Annotated in this window: 19 protein-coding genes; 6 read left to right on the top strand and 13 right to left on the bottom strand. The window is 64.6% G+C overall.

Features of this window, described 5'->3' with window-relative positions; genetic code table 11:
- Positions 1 to 14: 14 nt before the first annotated feature.
- From ACEOAC_RS17260 to ACEOAC_RS17250, 3 genes are read right to left on the bottom strand one after another with little or no spacing between them, the layout of a single operon-like run.
- Complete coding sequence (locus tag ACEOAC_RS17260; protein WP_413628475.1) at positions 15 to 986, bottom strand: Gfo/Idh/MocA family protein; 972 nt, start codon at positions 984 to 986, stop codon at positions 15 to 17.
- Positions 983 to 1,405 carry a Cu(I)-responsive transcriptional regulator gene (cueR, locus tag ACEOAC_RS17255; RefSeq protein ID WP_006465369.1) on the bottom strand — a complete coding sequence of 141 codons (423 nt, stop codon included), beginning with the start codon at positions 1,403 to 1,405 and terminating at the stop codon, positions 983 to 985. Before cueR ends, ACEOAC_RS17260 begins: the two co-directional genes overlap by 4 nt.
- The gene (locus tag ACEOAC_RS17250; protein WP_413628474.1) at positions 1,402 to 3,675 is read right to left on the bottom strand and encodes a heavy metal translocating P-type ATPase; all 2,274 of its coding nucleotides are present in this window, start codon (positions 3,673 to 3,675) and stop codon (positions 1,402 to 1,404) included. Before ACEOAC_RS17250 ends, cueR begins: the two co-directional genes overlap by 4 nt.
- Positions 3,676 to 3,839: 164 nt before the next feature.
- Here ACEOAC_RS17250 and ACEOAC_RS17245 point away from each other — a divergent pair, with 164 nt between their 5' ends.
- Positions 3,840 to 4,046, top strand: a complete 207-nt coding sequence (locus ACEOAC_RS17245) for a heavy-metal-associated domain-containing protein (RefSeq protein ID WP_413445472.1) — start codon at positions 3,840 to 3,842, stop codon at positions 4,044 to 4,046.
- Positions 4,047 to 4,068: 22 nt separating this feature from the next.
- Here the strand turns inward: ACEOAC_RS17245 and ACEOAC_RS17240 are convergent, their stop codons facing one another.
- The 3 genes from ACEOAC_RS17240 to ACEOAC_RS17230 are packed head-to-tail and all read right to left on the bottom strand — an operon-like array spanning position 4,069 to position 6,759.
- Entirely contained in the window at positions 4,069 to 5,238 is a 1,170-nt protein-coding gene (locus ACEOAC_RS17240) for a vWA domain-containing protein (protein ID WP_413445473.1), read from the bottom strand.
- Positions 5,239 to 5,250: 12 nt separating this feature from the next.
- Positions 5,251 to 5,838 carry a GNAT family N-acetyltransferase gene (locus ACEOAC_RS17235; RefSeq protein ID WP_102661470.1) on the bottom strand — a complete coding sequence of 196 codons (588 nt, stop codon included), beginning with the start codon at positions 5,836 to 5,838 and terminating at the stop codon, positions 5,251 to 5,253.
- A 39-nt stretch (positions 5,839 to 5,877) separates the two neighbouring features.
- The gene (locus ACEOAC_RS17230; RefSeq protein ID WP_182994448.1) at positions 5,878 to 6,759 is read right to left on the bottom strand and encodes an AAA family ATPase; all 882 of its coding nucleotides are present in this window, start codon (positions 6,757 to 6,759) and stop codon (positions 5,878 to 5,880) included.
- 237 nt (positions 6,760 to 6,996) lie between these two features.
- On the opposite strand from ACEOAC_RS17230, the gene ACEOAC_RS17225 reads away from it, so the two are divergent.
- The 3 genes from ACEOAC_RS17225 (at position 6,997) to ACEOAC_RS17215 (ending at position 10,289) form a co-directional block, all read left to right on the top strand.
- Entirely contained in the window at positions 6,997 to 9,234 is a 2,238-nt protein-coding gene (locus ACEOAC_RS17225) for a preprotein translocase subunit TatB (RefSeq protein ID WP_077235063.1), read from the top strand.
- Between the two features lie 366 nt (positions 9,235 to 9,600).
- On the top strand, positions 9,601 to 9,921 hold the full coding sequence (locus ACEOAC_RS17220) for a c-type cytochrome (protein WP_039877055.1): 321 nt from the start codon (positions 9,601 to 9,603) through the stop codon (positions 9,919 to 9,921).
- 14 nt (positions 9,922 to 9,935) lie between these two features.
- Positions 9,936 to 10,289, top strand: a complete 354-nt coding sequence (locus ACEOAC_RS17215) for a c-type cytochrome (protein WP_006465377.1) — start codon at positions 9,936 to 9,938, stop codon at positions 10,287 to 10,289.
- Positions 10,290 to 10,311: 22 nt separating this feature from the next.
- Here ACEOAC_RS17215 and ACEOAC_RS17210 read toward each other — a convergent pair whose 3' ends face one another.
- Complete coding sequence (locus ACEOAC_RS17210; protein WP_241812873.1) at positions 10,312 to 10,743, bottom strand: DUF1841 family protein; 432 nt, start codon at positions 10,741 to 10,743, stop codon at positions 10,312 to 10,314.
- A 337-nt stretch (positions 10,744 to 11,080) separates the two neighbouring features.
- On the opposite strand from ACEOAC_RS17210, the gene ACEOAC_RS17205 reads away from it, so the two are divergent.
- Positions 11,081 to 12,235 (top strand): branched-chain amino acid ABC transporter substrate-binding protein, encoded by a 1,155-nt coding sequence (locus ACEOAC_RS17205; protein ID WP_413444967.1) that lies wholly within the window; start codon positions 11,081 to 11,083, stop codon positions 12,233 to 12,235.
- A gap of 47 nt (positions 12,236 to 12,282) precedes the next feature.
- Here ACEOAC_RS17205 and nth read toward each other — a convergent pair whose 3' ends face one another.
- The 6 genes from nth to ACEOAC_RS17175 all read right to left on the bottom strand — a co-directional run bounded on the left by nth (position 12,283) and on the right by ACEOAC_RS17175 (position 17,507).
- A complete protein-coding gene (gene nth, locus ACEOAC_RS17200) occupies positions 12,283 to 12,933 on the bottom strand; it encodes an endonuclease III (protein WP_006465382.1) in 651 nt (216 codons plus the stop codon).
- Positions 12,930 to 13,673, bottom strand: a complete 744-nt coding sequence (gene rsxB, locus ACEOAC_RS17195) for an electron transport complex subunit RsxB (RefSeq protein ID WP_413444966.1) — start codon at positions 13,671 to 13,673, stop codon at positions 12,930 to 12,932. Before rsxB ends, nth begins: the two co-directional genes overlap by 4 nt.
- Before the next feature lie 194 nt (positions 13,674 to 13,867).
- On the bottom strand, positions 13,868 to 15,103 hold the full coding sequence (locus tag ACEOAC_RS17190) for a polyhydroxyalkanoate depolymerase (RefSeq protein ID WP_413444965.1): 1,236 nt from the start codon (positions 15,101 to 15,103) through the stop codon (positions 13,868 to 13,870).
- Positions 15,104 to 15,415: 312 nt separating this feature from the next.
- Complete coding sequence (locus ACEOAC_RS17185; RefSeq protein ID WP_006465385.1) at positions 15,416 to 16,489, bottom strand: NAD(P)/FAD-dependent oxidoreductase; 1,074 nt, start codon at positions 16,487 to 16,489, stop codon at positions 15,416 to 15,418.
- A 303-nt stretch (positions 16,490 to 16,792) separates the two neighbouring features.
- The gene (gene fdxA, locus ACEOAC_RS17180; protein WP_006465386.1) at positions 16,793 to 17,116 is read right to left on the bottom strand and encodes a ferredoxin FdxA; all 324 of its coding nucleotides are present in this window, start codon (positions 17,114 to 17,116) and stop codon (positions 16,793 to 16,795) included.
- Positions 17,117 to 17,123: 7 nt separating this feature from the next.
- Complete coding sequence (locus ACEOAC_RS17175) at positions 17,124 to 17,507, bottom strand: hypothetical protein (protein ID WP_152486741.1); 384 nt, start codon at positions 17,505 to 17,507, stop codon at positions 17,124 to 17,126.
- Here ACEOAC_RS17175 and ACEOAC_RS17170 point away from each other — a divergent pair.
- Positions 17,491 to 18,744 (top strand): ABC transporter substrate-binding protein, encoded by a 1,254-nt coding sequence (locus ACEOAC_RS17170; RefSeq protein WP_413628473.1) that lies wholly within the window; start codon positions 17,491 to 17,493, stop codon positions 18,742 to 18,744. The genes ACEOAC_RS17175 and ACEOAC_RS17170 overlap by 17 nt on opposite strands.
- Positions 18,745 to 18,861: the final 117 nt, after the last annotated feature.

The raw sequence follows: 18,861 nt of genomic DNA, 5'->3' as shown, positions 1-18,861 counted from the left end.
CCGCAGACATTATGTCATTTTGGCCGCAGGATGGTTTCCATCATCCAGGCCGTATGGGCGGCGCTGTCGCCGCAGGAGGGATGGCGCGCACCGCCGTCCAGGTGAAGCTGCATGTTCCTGACGTGATGCAGCTGGATCGGGTCGGGGTTGGCGACCTCCAGGTGCAGCGTGGTATCGGCCGTGTGCAGTTGCAGGGCCACTTCCTCGAATACCGAAAAAACGATCTTGCCGGCGCTGCCCGTGATCTCCACCCGGTCGGCGCGTTCGAAGCTGCCGAAATGCCAGCTGCCGCTGCCGGTCACGCCGCTGCGATAGCGCCAGCTTGCGGCCACCGCATCGCAGGCGCTGTACAGGCCTTGCTGGTTGCTGCCGCTGCCGGATACCTCGGCCACTTCGCCGAAGAAGTGTGAAAACAGGTTCAGCCCATGACTGCCGAGGTCGTCGAAATAGCCCCCCGGGGCGATGCGGGCGTCGGTGCGCCAGCGGTAGCGTCGCTGCAGGTCGTCCGGCCCCGGTGGGCGCGCCAGTTGCCAATGGATGTGGCGCGCAGTGCCGATGCGGCCTTCAGCCAGCCATTGGCGCACTTGTTCGAAGCGTGGCAGCGAGCGCCGGTAATAGGCCACGAACAAGGGCTGCTGTGCCCGTTCGAAGGCGGCCAGCATTTCCAGACATTGCGCGTGGCTGGGGGCCATGGGCTTTTCCACGCAGCAGGGTTTGCCGGCGGCGGCGACCTTGAGCGCGTAATGGCAGTGGCTGTCGGGCGGGGTGGCGATGTAGACGGCGTCGATGTCGGGGTCACCGATGAGCGCATCGGCGTCGTCGAACCAGCGCGCGACACCGTGGCGGTGCGCATAGTCGGCCGCCAGCGCGCCATCCCGTCGCATCACGCCGGCCAGCGCGAAGCCGGGCGTGCGCTGGTAGGCCGGGCCGCTCTTGCGCTCGGTCACGGCGCCGCAGCCGATGATGCCCCAGCGCAGCACCTTCATGCCGGCGTTCCCTGCCGGGCGCAGCAATCTCCCTGGCCGCCCAGGGCATCGAGGATGGGGCAGTCGGGACGGCTGTCGCCATGGCAATCCTGGGCCAGGCGTTCCAGCGTGGCCTTCATGGTCTGCAGTTCGCGGATGCGCTGGTCCAGTTCGCCGATGTGGGTCTGTGCCAGTTGCTTGACCTTGCGGCTGGAGCGCGACTGGTCCAGCCAGAGCCCGATCAGGTCGCTCACCTGGGCCATGGAAAACCCGAGCTGGCGTGCCTGCCGGATGAAGCGCAGCAGGTGCACGTCGCGTTCGCCATAGACGCGGTAACCGGCATCGGTGCGACCGGCACGCGGGATCAGGCCGGTCTCTTCATAGTGGCGGATCATCTTGGCCGAGACGCCCGAGGCGCTGGCGGCTTCTCCGATATTCATGGCTGGGTTCCCTCCTTGCTCAGGTTTTGTGGCACATCCTGTGGATGCGGCCGCCAGCGACGCAGCAGCAATGCATTGCTGACCACGCTGACGCTGGAAAAGGCCATCGCCGCGCCCGCCAGCATGGGGTTGAGCAGGCCGAAGGCCGCCAGCGGAATGCCGATCAGGTTGTAGATGAAGGCCCAGAACAGGTTCTGGCGGATCTTGCCGTAGGTGCGACGGGAGATGTCGATGGCGTCCGCTGCGAGTCCCGGGTCGCCATGCATCAGGGTCACGCCGGCCGCCTGCATGGCCACGTCGGTCCCGGTGGACATGGCGATGCCGACGTCGGCGGCCGCCAGCGCCGGCGCATCGTTGATGCCGTCGCCGACCATCGCCACCACGTGCGCGCCATTCTCGCGCAGGGCCGTGACCGCTGCGGCCTTGTCACCCGGCAGCACTTCGGCGCGCACATCCTGGATGCCCAGCGCATCGGCCACCTGTTGCGCGGCGCCCCGGTTGTCGCCGCTGAGCATGGCGGTGCGGATGCCCAGCGCGTGCAGGGTGGCGATTGCCTGCCGGGCGCCGGGCTTGATCTGGTCGCCGAAGGCCAGCAGGCCCAGCACCGTCACGCCTTCCGCGTCGCGTTGCGCCAGCCAGGACAAGGTGCGTCCCTGCGCCTGTAACTGGTCCGCACGCGCCTGCAAGGCCGGGGCCGAGGCCTGCAGTTGCTGCATCCAGCGGCTGCTGCCCAGATACAGCGTGCGCCCCTCGACCTCGCCTTCGATACCCAGTCCGGCAACACTGCGCACATCGTTGGCCTGCAGCGTCGCCAGGCCAGGTTCCGCCGCTGCAGCGTCCAGCACCGCGCGGGCCAGCGGATGTTCACTGCGCGCCTGCAGGGCAGCGGCCAGGGCCAGCAGCCCTGCCTTGCCGGACGGGCCGGCGTCTTCTCCTTCCTCCAGTTCGGTCAGGCGCGGCCGACCCAGGGTCAGGGTGCCGGTCTTGTCGAAGGCGATCACATCCACCCGGTGTGCGATTTCCAGTGCCTGCGCATCCTTGATGAGGATGCCGTGGCGCGCCGCCACGCCGGTACCGGCCATGATGGCGGTCGGTGTGGCCAGGCCCAGGGCGCAGGGACAGGCGATCACCATCACCGCCACCGCGTTGAGCAGGGCCTGTTCCCAGTCGCCCGCAGCCAGGCCCCAGCCGAGGAAGGTCAGCAGGGACAGCAGCAGCACGGCAGGCACGAAGACCGCGCTGACCTTGTCCACCAGGCGCTGGATCGGCGCCTTGGCGGCCTGGGCCTGCTCCACCATGCGCACGATGCGCGCCAGCACGGTCTCGGCACCGACGGCGGTGGTTTCGAACACCAGCACGCCTTCGGCATTGATGGCACCGGCCGACAGGGTGTCGCCGACCTCCTTGGCCTGCGGCCGGCTCTCGCCGGTGAGCATGGCTTCGTCCAGATGGCTGCGACCCTCGCGCACCACGCCGTCCACCGGCACCCGCTCACCGGCGCGCAGCACCACCAGGTCGCCCAGCTTCACCTGGGCCAGCGGCACCTCGACATCCTGCCCGTGGCGGCGCACGCGGGCGCGGTCCGGGCGTAGTGCATTGAGGGCGGCGATGGCGTCGGCGGTCTGGCGCTTGGCGCGGCCTTCCAGCCATTTGCCCAGCAACACCAGGGTGATGACCACGGCCGAGCTTTCAAAGTAGAGATGCGGCATCGCCATGGCATGGCCATCCATGGCCGGCATGCGCAACCATTGCCAGAGCGACAGGCCATAGGCGGCGCTGGTCCCCAGCGCCACCAGCAAGTCCATATTGCCCGAGCGGGCGCGCAGCGCGCCCCAGCCGGCGTGGTAGAAGCGCCAGCCCAGCCAGAACTGCACGGGCGTGGCAAGCAGCCATTGCCACAGCGGCGGCAGGCTCCAGCTGCTGCCCAGGGGAGCCAGCAGCATGGGCAGCACCAGCGGCAGCGAGAGCGCGGCCGCCAGCGCCACCGGCCACCAGGAGGGCAGGGTACGGCCGCTGGGCGGGGTACTAGCTTGTTCGGGCAGATGTTCGCGGGCCTGGTAGCCGGCCTTTTCGATGGCGGCGATCAGGGTGGCAGGCGGGACCGCGTCGGCCGTGGCGATGCTGGCGCGTTCGGTGGCCAGGTTGACGCTGACCTCGGTCACGCCGGGGATTTTCTTCAGGGCTTTCTCGACGCGCATCACGCACGAGGCGCAGCTCATGCCTTCGATATCGAGGCTGATCTCGGCCGTGGCAGTGGAGGAATCATTCATGGCGAACTCCGGGAGGATGAATCGGATACCTTTATCTTCATCCTTCCCATGATGGTAAGGTCAAGCCCGATTTTCGCACGGATGGTGAATTCTTGCGCTTGACCTTGCCACGGTAGGAAGGTTTAAGCTTCCCCCATTGCCATCACTTCATGAAAGGAAATGCCATGAGCACCCCCGTCACCTTTACCGTCAACGATATGACCTGCAACCACTGCGCCGGTGTCATCACCAAGGCCGTCAAGGGCGTGGACGCCGATGCCCGGGTCGATATCACGGTGGCCGACAAGCGCGTGGTCATCGACAGCAGCCTGCCGGCGCAGTCCTTCGCCGAGGCGATCGAGGAAGCCGGTTATACGCCGGTGGCGGCCTGAACCTTCATTCCCTTCATTGCCTTCATTTGCTGAGCAGCCGCATCGCCCGCTCCAGCCCATCCATGGTGAGCGGGAACATGCGCTCGTTCATCAGCTGGCGGATCAGCGCGATCGACTGGCGATATTGCCATAGGCCTTCCGGCTCGGGATTCAACCAGACGAAGTGCGGGAAGGCGGCCGTGAAACGCTGCAGCCAGTCGGCGCCGGCTTCGGCATTGTTGTATTCCACCGCGCCGCCCGGCTGCACGATCTCGTAGGGGCTCATGGTGGCATCGCCCACGAAGATGAGCTTGGTGTCCGGCGTGTATTTGCGCAGCACGTCCCAGGTCGGGAAACGTTCGGCATGGCGCCGCCGGTTGTTCTTCCACAGGTAGTCATAGACGCAGTTGTGGAAGTAGAAGAACTCCATGTTCTTGAATTCGGTACGGGCGGCCGAGAACAGCTCTTCGGTGCGGGCGATGTGGTCGTCCATGGAGCCGCCGACGTCGAACAGCATCAAGACCTTGATCTTGTTCTTGCGCTCGGGCTGCATGCGGATATCGAGATAGCCGGCATTGCTGGCGGTGGCGCGGATGGTGTCGTCCAGCGCCAGTTCTTCCTCCAGCCCCTCGCGGGCAAAGCGGCGCAGGCGGCGCAGCGCCACCTTGATATTGCGCGTACCCAGTTCGCGCTCGCCGTCGTAATCCTGGTATTGGCGTTCTTCCCATACCTTCACCGCGCTGCGCTGGCCCCCCTTGCCACCGATGCGGATGCCTTCCGGGTTGAAACCGCCATGGCCGAAGGGGGAGACGCCACCGGTGCCGATCCACTTGCTGCCGCCTTTGTGGCGTTCCTTCTGTTCTTCCAGCAATTGCTTCAGGCGATCCATCAGCTTGTCGTAGCCGAACTTTTCGATGGCGGCCTTCTGCTCCGGGGTCAGGTCGCGCTGCAGTTGCTTGACCAGCCATTCCAGCGGGATGTCGGGCCGCTTCTCGAAGATCGTTTCCACGCCCTTGAAGTAAGCCCCGAAGGCGCGGTCGAACTTGTCGAAGTGGGCTTCGTCCTTGACCAGCGTCAGCCGCGCCAGATAGTAGAACTCGTCCAGGGAAGGATGGATCACCTGGCGGTCCATGGCTTCCAGCAGGGTCAGGAATTCCTTGATCGAGGCCGGCACCCCGGCCTGCTTCACGGTATAGAAGAAATCGATGAGCATGGGCAGGCGGGCTCAGCGCCCCAGCTTGAACTGCAGATGGCGGCGCACCGTCGGCCATTCCGATTCGATGATGGAAAACACCACCGTATCGCGATAGGACCCGTCCGGCATACGCTGGTGATTGCGCAGGATGCCATCCTGCTTGGCGCCCAGGCGGGCAATGGCTGCGCGCGATTGCTGGTTCATCCAGTGGGTGCGGAACTCGACGGCGATGCAGTGCATGTCCTCGAAGGCATGGGTCAGCATCATCAGCTTGCACTCGGTATTGATGCCGGTGCGCTGGGCACTGGCGGCATACCAGGTCGAGCCGATCTCCACACGCCGGTGGGCGACGTCGGCGTTCATGTAGGTGGTCATCCCGCACAGGGCGCCGGTGTCGTTGCGGCGGATCACGAAGGGCAGCATGCTGCCTTGCTGCTGCAGGTGCAGGCGTCTTTCGATTTCGGCGCGCATGGTCTCCGGCTTGGGGATGGCCGTGTACCAGAGCTTCCACAGCTTGCCGTCCGAGACCGCCGCGATGAGTGCATCGTGATGCTCGGGATGCAGTGGCTCGACGGTGGCGAACTGGCCCTTCAAGGTGATCGGCGAGAGAAATTGCATGACGGCTCCTGGGGCGGGTAGGGCGTGCTCAGCAGTGGTTCAGCGATTGGTCCGGGACATGAACACCAGCCTTTCGAACAGGTGCACATCCTGCTCGTTCTTGAGCAGGGCGCCGTGCAGCGGCGGCACTACGGCCTTGTTGTCCGGATTGTGCAGGGCCTCGGGCGGGATGTCCTCGGCCATGAGCAGCTTGAGCCAGTCGATCAGCTCCGAGGTCGACGGCTTCTTCTTGATGCCGGGCACGTCCCGCACCTGGTAGAAGGCTTCCAGCGCCTGCGCCAGCAGTTCACGTTTGATGTGCGGGAAGTGCACATCGACGATGCTCTGCATGGTCGCCTTGTCCGGGAACTTGATGTAGTGGAAGAAGCAGCGGCGCAGGAAGGCGTCCGGCAATTCCTTCTCGTTGTTGGAGGTGATCACCACCAGCGGCCGGTGCCGCGCCTTCACCAGCTCACGCGTCTCGTAGACGTAGAACTCCATGCGGTCGATTTCGCGCAGCAGGTCATTGGGGAATTCGATGTCGGCCTTGTCGATTTCGTCGATCAGCAGCACCACCGGCTCTTCCGAGGTGAAGGCTTGCCACAGGACACCTTTGACGATGTAGTTGTGAATATCCTTGACGCGCTCGTCGCCCAGTTGCGAATCCCGCAGACGCGATACCGCGTCATATTCATACAGGCCCTGCTGGGCTTTCGTGGTCGATTTGATGTGCCACTGCAGCAGCGGCCGGCCGAGCGCGGCCGCCACTTCCTCGGCCAGCATGGTCTTGCCGGTGCCGGGCTCGCCCTTGATCAGCAGGGGCCGTTGCAGGGTGAGGGCGGCATTGACGGCCAGCTTGAGGTCGTCGGTGGCGACGTAGTGCTCGCTGCCGTTGAAGCGCGCGGATTGAGGCGCGGGGGAAGATGCGGAATGATCTGGCATGGATGCGGTCCTTGTCAGGTTGCTGGAGGCAAAGCGTATGGTGTCTGCGTGTCTGTGAGTCTGGCAAATGCGGCGGTGCAGCGGCAGTGCAAAGGCGGCGCCACCTGTTTCTTCGTGTTTCTCCGAGTATAAGGGAAAACCCATGCCATCCCGAGTGGGCTTGAATTTGGTGAAATCATTCATATATAGCTGGTCACGCATGCAACAAAATGGAAGCGCCCACGGCGCTCACTGCCCATGAAATTCCTGTTCTTCAAGATGCTGGTGGTGTGGAGACGAATGCGCCACGGCATGCAGGCGCGTTACATGGACCGGCAGGATGTCGGCCGCCAGCTGGAGGTGTTGATGCGACGCATCGATGCCGCTGCGAGCTGGCATGAACGCGCCAACTGGATGATCGACGTGGCCGAGTGGCTGCGCCATCGCCCGGCGGTATCGCTGCTGGACCGCCAGAGCTGGCACAAGGTGCGGCGTCAGCGGCTGGCGATCATGCTGGACTGGCTGGACCAGCACCGCGACGTGCGGCGCGAGGTCCAGAAGGCGCTGCAAAAGACCCTGCGCGAAGCCACCGGCCCCGAACTCTTTTCCACTACCGGCCTGCCGCACGAGCCCGGCTTCTTCGGCGAGCTCTCGGAGCGCCTGGCGCGCCTGGTGCTGCCGCGCCATCTGTCACCGACCGACCTGTCCTCGCTGTTTACGGCCATGTTCCCCGATCCGGAGGACGCCGCCTGGCTGGTGGAGCTGGACAATGAACTGCTGGTCCGCCTGTGGAAACTGATGGCCGACGACGGCATCTCGCACATGTACTGGCAACAGATCGAGGAGGCCATCACCTACCTCACCATGACGGTGGTGGCCGATGGCATCAGCCCGGCCTTCCGCCAGCGCCTGGAGCCCAAGATGCCGATGCGCGCTACGCCCTTCCTGGCGCTGCGGCGCGAGATGGAGACCTGGCTGCGGGCGCAGCCGGGCGACCTGGGCGCGCTGCGCAGCGTGCGCATGCTGGTGGCGGTGTGCCACGCCCAGACCGACCGCATCTATGCCCACCTGGATGAATATGGCGTCTCGGTCAGCCTGGTGTACCGGGTCGAGCGCATGCGCGCCCACCTGCAACGCATCGGGCGCCTGATCGACGTGCGCTCCGGCGTACCCGGTCCAGCCATCAGTCCGGCTGTGCCGGGTCTGGCGGCCAAGGCTGGCGCCGGCCGCATGCAGTTGCTGCTGTGCGACCTGATTTCCGCGCACCACCATCGAGATTCGGTACGCGGCCTGATGCGGCGCAGTTTCGCGCTGCTGGCACGCAAGATGGTGGAGCGTAATGCCGATCACCGCGAGCAGGCCATCGCCCGCGACGGTGCCGGCTATCGCAAGGTGATGCGGGCCGGTCTGATCGGCGGTGCCGTGATCGCCGGGACCGCCCTGGTCAAGACGAGCCTGTCGTCGCTGGGCGTGGGGCACTTCGTCGATGGCGCACTGGCCTCGCTGAACTACGCAGCCAGCTTCCTGCTGATCGCCGCCCTGGGCGGCGTGCTGGCCACGCGCCAGCCGGCCGTGACCGCACCGGCCCTGGCCTCGCGCATGGGGGAGCTGGACGGGCAGGGTATGCGCGAGCTGATCGCGGAGTCGGGCCAGCTGTTGCGCTCGCAATCGGCCGGCATCTTCGGCAATCTGCTGGCGGTGGTGCCGGTCACGGCCGCGCTGTGCGCCCTGGGCTGGTTTGCACTGGGTGGCAAATCGATGCCGGTGGAGACGGCGCGCCAGACCCTGGCCAGCCTGTCACTGGTCGGCCCCACGCCGCTGTATGCCGCCCTGACCGGGATACTGCTGTGGCTGGCCAGCCTGGCCGCCGGCTTTGCCGACAACTGGTTCGCCCTGCGCCGGGTGCGCGAGGTGGTGTCCAACCATCGTCGCCTGGTGCATGGCCTGGGGGCCATGCGCGCACAGCGCTGTGCCGCCTGGCTGGAGCGCAACGTGGCCACCATCGCCGGCAGCCTGGCGCTGGCCGTGCTGCTGGGCATGGCGCCGGTGGTGGCGGCCTTCTTCAGCCTGCCGCTGGATATTCGCCATGTCAGCCTGGCGGCCGGGGCGCTGACGGCCGCCGCCTTCAGCCTGGGCTGGGAATCCCTGATGACGCCGGCCTTCTGGCTGGCCGCCGGGGGTGTGGCCATCACCGCCCTGCTGTCGGTGGCGGTGGCCTTCGCCTGCGCCCTGGCGCTGGCCCTGCGCTCGCGTGACCTGCCGCGCCGTGCGCGCAACGTGGCCATGCGGGCAGTGTTGCGCCGTTTCGTCGTCCGGCCGTGGTATTTCATTCTCCCCGAGCGTTCACATGCCGCGCTGCAAGATGAAGCCGAAGACGAGCAGGATGACGATGACGACGAGGGAGACGATGCCGGTGCAGCCGATGGGAAGTGGCACCAGGCTTCACTTGTTCAATCAGATGATCTGCATCATCAGGCCAGTCGTCATGTCGCCTGAAGCTGACATCAGCCACATTCCATATCCCTGATATTGCAGCGCATATAACACCCCGTCCGCCCGCCAGGCCGCAGCGGGCGGGCTGTTGCGCCTGATCGGCCGGTGCTGCGGGCAGGGATGACGCTGCCGGTTTTATTGGTTAGAATCAAAAGCGTTTTTTGCGCAAGGCAGGGGGAGTGGAGAGACAAGCTTGAGCCAAAACACCGGTTGAGCCATAGCAGAACAGCCAAACCTGCAAGACCAGCACAATCTAACAAGTACGATAAAGTTTGCCGCTGGTAGCAAAAGATGCGTTTCGTCGGGTGTCCGTTGCGCAGCCGTTTCGTGCGGGACGGATGGCAAGTCCAATCATCTTAGCCAGCTCACATGAAAAAACACCTCGTGTTTCTTGCCTTGACCGGCATGCTCGGCAGTGCGTCTGCGGCGGACATCGTCGGCAATGCCAAGGCCGCTGAAAACAAAGTCTCCATGTGCATCGGTTGCCATGGCATCCCCGGCTACAAAGCCAGTTTCCCCGAGGTCTATCAGGTACCGATGCTGGGCGGCCAGTCTGCCAAGTACATCGAGAACGCGCTGCGGGCCTACCAGAAGGGAGAGCGCAAGCATCCCTCCATGATGGGCATTTCGGCCAGCCTGTCGGACCAGGACATTGCCGACCTGGCCGCCTACTATTCGCAGCAGAAGTGAAGGGGAGCCACGAGATGAACAACAAGCTGATCGCTCTGGCACTGCTGGCGGCTGCCACGCTGCTGTCGCAGGCCGCCACCGCGGCCGATATCGCCAACGGCCGCGCGCTGATGGAAAAGTACAATTGCGCCTCCTGCCACGGCAAGGACTACACCTCACCCACCGACCCCGCCTATCCCAAGCTGGCCGGCCAGCACGAGGACTACATCAAGCACGCCCTGACCGCCTACCGGCGCGGCGACAGCGCCATGAACGGCCGCAACAACGCCATCATGTCGCCGCTGGCCAAGCCGCTGTCGGACCGGGATATCGCCGATATCGCGGCCTTCCTGCACAGCCTGCCGGGGACGCTGGTGTTGCGCAAGTAGACGACCTGGAAATCGCCCGGGCTCAACCCTGGGCACGTCGCTTGATATTCTCGATATAGGCGGCCCCGTCCGGGGGCAGGCCATTGCGCTGGGCGTTCCAGATCATCTCGCCCAGGGCTTCCATGATCTCGTGATGGGCCTCGTGCTCCGAGCCACGGCGCTGCGCCAGCAACTGGAAGGCGTTGCGGATGCCGGGCGGCTGGTCGATGGAGATCTGTTCCGTGATCGACAGGTGCATTGACAGGTGCAGGAAGGGATTGCTCTGGCCTTGCTCGACCGAGTAATCGGCGGCGATGGCGGCCTCGACGTCGCGCAGGCCGTCGTGATATTCCGGATGCTGCATGATCCAGTCGCGGGCGATGGCTTCCAGCGGCGTGAGGATTTCATGGCCCTGGTGCTTGCGATAGGCTTCGCAGAAGAAGCGGCGGACATCGTGCTGGGACGGCGTGAACATGGCGGTGCGCAATTCGGTGACAAAGCGCTATTTTACGCTGGTCTGCCGGGGCTTTCAGGCGGCCCCGGCAGAGCGGCCCCGCAGCGGCCGCAGATGAAGTACTATTCTTTCCACACAACAAGCATCTGAATAATCCATCCAAAGACCAACCTGGCCGCATCGCCGCGTGGCGATGCCAGGGGGCGTGAGGCCGGGCAGAGAGAAGGGATAGTGCATGCGTTTTGTTGGAAGCCTGATGGGACATCCCCGCCACGGGATGTCCTGGCTGCGGCGCGGGTCGGCTGTCTTGCTGACATGGGTCGTCGTGGTCGCGATGGCTGTGACTGCGGTGACTGCGGTGACTGCATTGAGCACGCCGGCCTGGGCAGCGCCTGCCAAGCGGGACGTGCCAGCAGCGACCGATGAGGCCGATAGCGCGGAGGATACCCTGGCCATCGGTTTTGCCGGTCCGCTGAGCGGGGCCTCCATGGCCGTGGGCCGCAGCATGCAGAACGGCGCGCAACTGGCGGTAGACGAAGCCAACCAGCGCGGCCTGCGCATAGCCGGTAAATCCTACCGGCTCAAGCTGGTTTCCCAGGATGATCGGGCCGATCCCGGTACGGCGGAATACGTGGCCCGCTATCTGGTGGGGCAGCGTGTCATCGGCGTGGTCGGTCACTGGACCAGCGGTACCAGCCTGGTGGCCGCGCCCGTCTATCATGCGGCCGGCGTGATCCAGGTCACCCCTTCGGCGATGAGCCGCAAGCTGACTTCCCTGTCTTATCCGCGCATCTTCCGCACCATTCCCAACAACGAAGGCGTGGGGCGGCTGGCGGCCGATTATGCGATCGCCAGGCTGGGCGTCAAAACCGTGGTGACCATCGACGACCGTACCCCCTTCGGTCAGGGCCTGGCCGAGCAGTTTGCCCGCCAGGCGCAAGCGCAGGGGGCGAGGGTGCTGGGCCGCTATTCGGTCAGCGACAAGACCTCGGACTTCAATGCTCCATTGATGGAGGCGCGCAAGCAGGCGCCCGACCTGATCTTCTTCGGCGGTCTGGACTGGCAGGCCGGCATCCTGGCCAAATCCATCCGCCGGCTCAAGCTGGAGGCCCGATTGATGGCCTCTGCCGGTACCGTTGGCTTGCCCTTCCTGATGCGTGCCGGCGCCGATGCCAATGGCGCGCTGGTGCTGGAGCCGGGTCCGCCGCAGGACAAGATGCCGGGTTGGAAGGGCTTCCGCCAGCGCTATAGCCAGAGTTTCGATTCCAATATCGACCTCTATGCCGTGTTTGCCTATGAGGCGGCACAGGCCATCATCCAGGGTATCCGCCAGGCCGGCAGCAGTGACCCGGAGCTGGTGGCCCGGGCCATGCATCGTCTGCGCTTCGAGGGTGTCAGCGGAACGGTAGCGTTCAATGAGGAGGGTGACCTGCTCAACCCCACCTTTACCATGTATGAAGTGAAGGATCAGCGCTGGGTGCCGGTGGAGCGCTTCAGCGGACTGCCGCGCTGAAGCGGCCGCGTCGGATCGGCCAGTCGCCAGTCCGGAGCTTCAGAGCTTCACACGCCCTTGGCCGGAAGTGGCGTCTTCTGCTTGAATTCACACAGGTCGGCGATGATGCAGTTCCAGCACTGGGGCTTGCGCGCAATGCAGGTATAGCGGCCATGCAGGATCAGCCAGTGGTGCGCATCCTGGCGGAATTCCGGGGCGACGAACTTGATGAGCTTGCGTTCGACCTCGTCCACATCCTTGCCCGGGGCGAGGCCGGTGCGGTTGGAGACCCGGAAGATATGCGTATCCACCGCAATGGTGGGATGGCCGAAGGCCGTGTTCAGGACCACGTTGGCGGTCTTGCGGCCGACTCCCGGCAGGGCTTCCAGCGCCTCGCGCGATTCCGGCACCTCGCCGCCATGCTGTTCGATCAGGATGCGGCAGGTCTCGATCACGTTCTTGGCCTTGGTGCGGTACAGGCCAATGGTCTGGATATAGGGCATGAGCTGGTCCACGCCCATCCTGAAGATCGCCTCGGGCGTATTGGCCACCGGATAGAGCTTGCGGGTGGCCTTGTTGACCGAGACGTCGGTGGCCTGGGCCGAGAGCAGCACGGCGATCAGCAGTTCGAACGGGGTGGTGTATTCCAGCTCGGTGGTCGGGGTGGGATTGGCCTGGCGCAGGCGTTCGAAGATCTCGCGGCGTTTGGTCGGGTTCATGCTGGCTCGCTGTCGGTCGGGTTGGTCGGCGGGGCTGGCGTGTCTTGGCTGTCTTGACTGTCTTGTGCCGCCTGCAGCTTCTTTTGCCGCGCACGTTCCATGGCGGCCTGGATGATGGCCTTCTTGCGGGCCAGTTCGGCCTGCTCTTCGGGCGTGCCGGCGGCAGCGGCTTCCACTTCCTTCAATTTGGCGGCGGCCTTGGCGGCCAGGCGGGCATCGTTTTCCAGCTTGTCGCGACGCAGACGCACCGTGCGCCAGTCGTGACGGGCACGGGCCTCGTCGGCCTGCTGCTGGCTCCAGGCCTGCCAGCCGGTGCGGCCGGGCGTGACCTCCACCATGCTGATGCAGTCCACCGGGCAAGGCGCCACGCACAGGTCACAACCGGTGCACAGGGCATCGATCACGGTATGCATCTGCTTGGCCGCGCCGGCAATGGCATCCACCGGGCAGGCCTGGATGCACAGGGTGCAGCCGATACAGACCTGTTCATCGATCACGGCCAGGCGACGCGGTTGTTCGCTGCCATGGACGGGATTGAGCGGAATCACCGGCCGGCCCAGCAACTGCGCCAGTCGCGCCACCCCTTCGGCACCACCGGGCGGGCACTGGTTGTACTCGGCACGTCCTTCGGCGATGGCTTCGGCATAGGGGCGGCAGGCGGGATAGCCGCACTTGGTGCACTGGGTCTGCGGCAGCAGGTCTTCGATACGGTCGGCCAGCGAGGCTGACGAAGTTGCCAACGTAGACAAAGGGGACAAAGGGGACGAGAAGGAGGCGGATGGCGGCACGTCGGTCGGGCAGTTCTGCAGAATAAGGGCGCTATTATCCGGCCAAACCGCGCCGAAGTCATGCCGCCAGCGCAAAGCAGAACGGCGCCGCGTTTTCACGGGCGCCGTTCCGAGGGGGCGTGGCGGATCAGTCGTGCCAGCGCCGATCAGGCATTGGCGCGGATGAATTCGCCGATCTTGGGACAGACGATCTCGCGCCAGCGGCGGCCCGAGAAGATGCCGTAGTGGCCGGCCTTGGGCACGGTGAAGTGCTGCTTGCGGGCCTTGGGGATGCTGCTGCACAGTTCCTGCGCGGCCTGGGTCTGGCCGGAGCCGGAGATGTCATCCAGTTCGCCTTCGATGGTGAAGAGGGCGACCGACTTGATGTCCTGCGGGCGCACCGGCTTGCCTTCGATTTCCCAGGTGCCACGGGCCAGGTTGAAGTCCTGGAATACCACCTTGATGGTTTCCAGGTAGAACTCGGCCGGCATGTCCAGCACGGCGTTGTACTCGTCGTAGAACCTGCGGTGTTCCTCGGCCGAGGCATCGTCGCCATCGCGCAGGTGCATGTAGAAATCCCAGTGGCTCTGGGCATGGCGGCGCGGGTTCATGGCCACGAAGCCGGCGTGCTGCAGGAAGCCCGGGTAGACCTTGCGACCGAAGCCCGGATAGTTGGCCGGGACGCTGTAGATCACCGTGTTCTCGAACCAGGAGAAGGGCTTTTCGGTGGCCAGGTCGTTCACCGAGGTGGGCGACTTGCGGGCATCGATGGGGCCGCCCATCATGGTCATGCTCCTGGGCAGCTTGGGATCGTTGGCGCTGGCCATCAGCGCGATGGCGGCCAGCACCGGCACCGTCGGCTGGCAGACCGAGATCACGTGCACGTCCGGACCCAGGGTGCGGATGAAGTCCTGCACGTAGTAGACGTAGTCATGCAGGTGGAATTCGCCCTGTTCGACCGGCACCATGCGGGCATCGGTCCAGTCGGTGATGAAAACGTCATGTTCCTGCAGCAGGGCGCGCACGGTTTCGCGCAGCAGGGTGGAGTGGTGGCCGGACAGCGGCGCCACCACCAGCACGGTCGGCTGCTTGAGGGCGGCAATCTGGCGCGCGTTGAGATCCTTCTTGAAGTGGATCAGGCGGGCGAAGGGTTTTTCCTCCACCACTTCCTCGACGATGCCGGTGGGCTTGCCATCGACCGGCACTTCGCCGATGTTGAACTGCGGCTTTTCGTATTCCTTGGAAAGGCGATACAGCAATTCATAGCCGGCGGCGATGCGTTGCGAGAAGGGGGTGTGGGCGAGCGGGGAAACCGGGTCCGAGAAGAGTTTGGCCGAGGTTTCGGCCCATTGCATCATCGGGTTCAGAAACGCGCGATTGAGTTCATGCAGTTGATAAAGCATAGCTGACCTTTATACAAGCACTGGCTGGCCTGCCTGCCAGGCGGATAGCCCGGACCAGGTGCGCAGCAAGCATGTGCCACAAACGTTTGGCGACGATCATCGGCTGACAAATTCATATTGTGATTAATTTGTCAACTTTTTCCTTGTTGCGACGCAGTAGCATAGCACGCTTTGCCTTACGCCCTGCTTGCTGGTCAGACCAGTGGCTTGCAGTCCACAAGTTCATGCAAAACTTTGCGGAAACAAAAAGCCCCCGTGCGGGACGGGGGCTTTGAGTGGCAGCGCGGCTGCCTTGGTGCGGGCAATGCAGCCTCAGTCGAAGACCGGGCTTTCCACGCCCAGGATCTTGTGCAGCTTGGGCGAGGTGGTGGTGTACTGCATGTGGATCTTCTTTTCCGGGAAGATGTAGGGCGCGGCACCGAAGGCGGCCAGCGCGGCTTCGTGGAAGCCAGACAGGATCAGCTTCTTCTTGCCCGGATAGGTGTTGATGTCACCCACGGCGAAGATGCCCGGGATGTTGGTCTCGAACTTCTCGGTATCGACCACCTTCAGTTGCTTGCGCTCGATATCCAGGCCCCACTCGGCGATCGGGCCCAGCTTGGGCGAGAGGCCGAAGAAGACCAGCAGCATGTCCAGCGGCAGGCGGCGGGTGACGCCGTCGGCACCGGTGACCTTGACCTCGGCCAGCTTGCCGTCCTTGATCTCGGTGCCGGTGACCTGGCCGATCACCAGCTGCATTTCGTACTGTTCGCACAGTTCCTTCATCTTGGCCACCGACGCCGGCGCGGCGCGGAATTCCTCGCGACGATGCAGCAGGATCACTGATTCGGCCTTGCCCACGAAGTTCAGCGCCCAGTCCAGGGCAGAGTCGCCGCCGCCGCAGATGACGATGTTCTTGCCTTCGAACAGGGCCGGTTCCTTGACGCGGTAGAACACCTGCGAGCCTTCGAACTGCTCGATGCCCTCGACCTTCAGGGTACGCGGCTGGAACGAACCCACGCCAGCGGCGATGAAGATGGTCTTGGTGATGAAGCGGGTGCCGGTGGAGGTCTCGACGTCGAAACGACCATCTTCGCGCTTGTTGACCAGGGTCACTTCCTGGCCCAGGTGGAAGGTGGGCGAGAAGGGCTCGATCTGCTTCAACAGGTTGTCGGTCAGTTCCTGGCCGGTGCAGACCGGCACGGCCGGGATGTCATAGATGGGCTTGTCCGGGTAGAGCTCCACGCACTGGCCGCCGACGACCGGCAGCGAATCGATCACGTGCGCCTTGATTTCCAAGAGGCCGAGTTCGAACACCTGGAACAGGCCGACCGGGCCGGCGCCGATGATGACGGCATCGGCATCGATGACGCCGTTGACTGCCGCGCTCTGGACATTGTTTTCCATGATTTTCTTGATATTCCTGTTTCAGTAGATCAGTAGAGAGGCTTTTCGCACTTGCGCGTTGCGCGACTGGCTAACGGCGTGGGCCGCATGGCGGTGGATCGGCCAGGTAAAGACGGTGCATAAAGAGGGTGCTGCAGGCCTGCACCGCTTCGGCAACGCCAACCCATGAGGCTGGCAGGGGCTTTGCGGAGGGCCAAATACAAACGGCTGCGCATCTGGCTGGGACGATGGTGCTGCCAGGCTGGATGCGCAACCGCAATTCTGGGCGGGTTCGGGCCCGACCGGCTTGATCTGCCGCAGCGATCAGCGCTGCAGGTATTGCAGCTTGTCGGTCTTGTCCTTCCATTCCTCGGCGTCCGGCAGCGGGGCCTTGGTCTTGGTGATGGAGGGCCAGCTGCGGGACAGGTCGGCGTTCAGGGCGATGTATGGCTGCTGGTCGGCCGGCACGTCTTCTTCCGCGTAGATCGCATTGACCGGGCATTCGGCCACGCACACGGCGCAGTCGATGCATTCGTCCGGGTCAATCGCGAGGAAATTGGGGCCTTCGCGGAAACAATCCACCGGGCAAACATCCACGCAATCCGTGTAGCGGCAACGGACGCAGGAATCGGTGACAACGTGGGTCATAACTGTCCTATCTGTAAAATTTCTTCAAACCGATGGCTAACTGCGCCGCAATTGATGGCAATATGGCACGGTTAAAATCATGTTGCGGCTGGTCAACCTGTTGTCGAGGTCCATTTTGCGCGCATCCTGCTGCATCCTCCGCCTTGTGGGCGCCCTTGGGATGCCGCTGCGCAACCCGCCGCAAAGCCTTGTATTTTAAGGTAATTCGATTTTTCCCACAAATGAGGCTTATACAGTTTACGTATAAGTAAATAAACAAGCTCGCCACCAGACCCGCCGCCGCCAAGGTCTTCCGGATGCCGCCTCCGCGCACGGAACAAGGCCGCCAGGCGTGCCGGTCGATGCCGCGCATCAACTGATAAGGAAGTCCCGGCGTGAACGCTGAAGACACCAGACCCTCTCCCCTGCGTCGTTCCCTGCTGCCGGCCGTGCTGGGCCTGCTGGCCGCGCTGGCCTTGCCGCTGGCGCCGGTCGTCCCGGCCAAGGCCGCCGAAGCCATCCGCATCGGCGAGATCAATAGCCAGGGGCGCCAGTCACTCTCCGGGCAAGCCTACCGCAATGGGCTGGCGCTGGCCCTGGAGCAGATCAATGAAGCCGGTGGTGTCCACGGCCGGCCGTTGCAACTGGTGGTGCGGGACGACGATGGCGACGCCGACCAGGCCGCCCGGAACGCCAGGGAGCTGGTCAGCAAGGAGCGCGTCGAGGTGCTGACCGGCACCATGCTCTCCGACGTGGCCCTGGCGGTGGCGCGCGAAGCCGCCCGCGGCAAGACCGTGCTGGTGGTGGGCGATGCCCTGTCGGACGCTATCACCCTGGACAAGGGCAACCGTTTCACCTTCCGCGTGCGTCCCTCGACCTACATGCAGGCCGCCATGCTGGCCGAACAGGCCGCGCGCCTGCCCGGACGGCGCTGGGCGGTGGTGGCCCCCAACTATGAATACGGCCAGAGCGCCGTGGCCAGCTTCAAGATGCTGTTGAAGCAGGCCCGCCCGGATGTGGAATTCGTCAGCGACCAGTGGCCGGCGCTGGGCAAGATCAAGGCCGACGACGTGGCGCGGGCGATCCGCCAGTCGCGTCCGGACGGCATCTTCAACGCCACCTTCGGCGACGACCTGCAGAAGTTCGTGCAGGCCGGCAACCGCCTGCAACTCTTCAATGGCGTGCAGGTGGTGTCGCTGGCCTCGGCCGGTGCGCAAAGCCTGGACCCTTCGCAGAGCGAGGCGATCCGCGACTGGCTGGCCGTCGGCTACCCCTGGGACCAGATCAACACCCCCGAACATCAGCGCTTCCTGGAAGCCTATCTGAAGAAATTCAGCGAACGCCCGCAGCTGTCGTCCGTCCTGGGCTATTCCACGATGATGGCCATCGCCGCCGGCCTGAAGAAAAGTGAAGGAAATGACGGCGAGGCCCTGGTAGAGGCCCTGCGCGGCCTGCACTGGTCTTCGCCGCTGGGCGAACTCAGCTTCCGTGCACTGGACCAGCAGGCGTCCATGGGCGCCTTCATCGGGCTGGTGTCGCAAAAGGACGGTCGCAGCACCATGCGCGAGTGGCGCTACCTGGATGGCAGCGCCTATCTGCCGCCAGCTACCTACGTGCGCAGCCGCCGTCCGGGCTCGGCCACCCGATGATCGCCTGGCGGCACGCCCAAAGCCCCCTTGGAGCAGGGGGCTTTGCCATCGCCGATCTCGGTTAAGATAGCGCACGCGGCGCCCAAGGGGGCCGCCAAGGCATGGCGCGGGACCGCT

It is taken from the genome of Herbaspirillum frisingense (genome assembly GCF_047325095.1).
GTDB lineage: Bacteria > Pseudomonadota > Gammaproteobacteria > Burkholderiales > Burkholderiaceae_D > Herbaspirillum > Herbaspirillum frisingense.
This window is presented reverse-complemented; position numbering and strand designations above follow the sequence as displayed.

Excerpts from the sequence above, each read along its gene's own strand:
- ACEOAC_RS17260 (WP_413628475.1), bottom strand. The coding sequence starts at position 986 with ATGAAGGTGCTGCGCTGGGGCATCATCGGCTGCGGCGCCGTGACCGAG.
- cueR (WP_006465369.1), bottom strand. The coding sequence starts at position 1,405 with ATGAATATCGGAGAAGCCGCCAGCGCCTCGGGCGTCTCGGCCAAGATG.
- ACEOAC_RS17250 (WP_413628474.1), bottom strand. The coding sequence starts at position 3,675 with ATGAATGATTCCTCCACTGCCACGGCCGAGATCAGCCTCGATATCGAA.
- ACEOAC_RS17245 (WP_413445472.1), top strand. The coding sequence starts at position 3,840 with ATGAGCACCCCCGTCACCTTTACCGTCAACGATATGACCTGCAACCAC.
- ACEOAC_RS17240 (WP_413445473.1), bottom strand. The coding sequence starts at position 5,238 with ATGCTCATCGATTTCTTCTATACCGTGAAGCAGGCCGGGGTGCCGGCC.
- ACEOAC_RS17235 (WP_102661470.1), bottom strand. The coding sequence starts at position 5,838 with ATGCAATTTCTCTCGCCGATCACCTTGAAGGGCCAGTTCGCCACCGTC.
- ACEOAC_RS17230 (WP_182994448.1), bottom strand. The coding sequence starts at position 6,759 with ATGCCAGATCATTCCGCATCTTCCCCCGCGCCTCAATCCGCGCGCTTC.
- ACEOAC_RS17225 (WP_077235063.1), top strand. The coding sequence starts at position 6,997 with ATGAAATTCCTGTTCTTCAAGATGCTGGTGGTGTGGAGACGAATGCGC.
- ACEOAC_RS17220 (WP_039877055.1), top strand. The coding sequence starts at position 9,601 with ATGAAAAAACACCTCGTGTTTCTTGCCTTGACCGGCATGCTCGGCAGT.
- ACEOAC_RS17215 (WP_006465377.1), top strand. The coding sequence starts at position 9,936 with ATGAACAACAAGCTGATCGCTCTGGCACTGCTGGCGGCTGCCACGCTG.
- ACEOAC_RS17210 (WP_241812873.1), bottom strand. The coding sequence starts at position 10,743 with ATGTTCACGCCGTCCCAGCACGATGTCCGCCGCTTCTTCTGCGAAGCC.
- nth (WP_006465382.1), bottom strand. The coding sequence starts at position 12,933 with ATGAACCCGACCAAACGCCGCGAGATCTTCGAACGCCTGCGCCAGGCC.
- ACEOAC_RS17190 (WP_413444965.1), bottom strand. The coding sequence starts at position 15,103 with ATGCTTTATCAACTGCATGAACTCAATCGCGCGTTTCTGAACCCGATG.
- ACEOAC_RS17185 (WP_006465385.1), bottom strand. The coding sequence starts at position 16,489 with ATGGAAAACAATGTCCAGAGCGCGGCAGTCAACGGCGTCATCGATGCC.
- fdxA (WP_006465386.1), bottom strand. The coding sequence starts at position 17,116 with ATGACCCACGTTGTCACCGATTCCTGCGTCCGTTGCCGCTACACGGAT.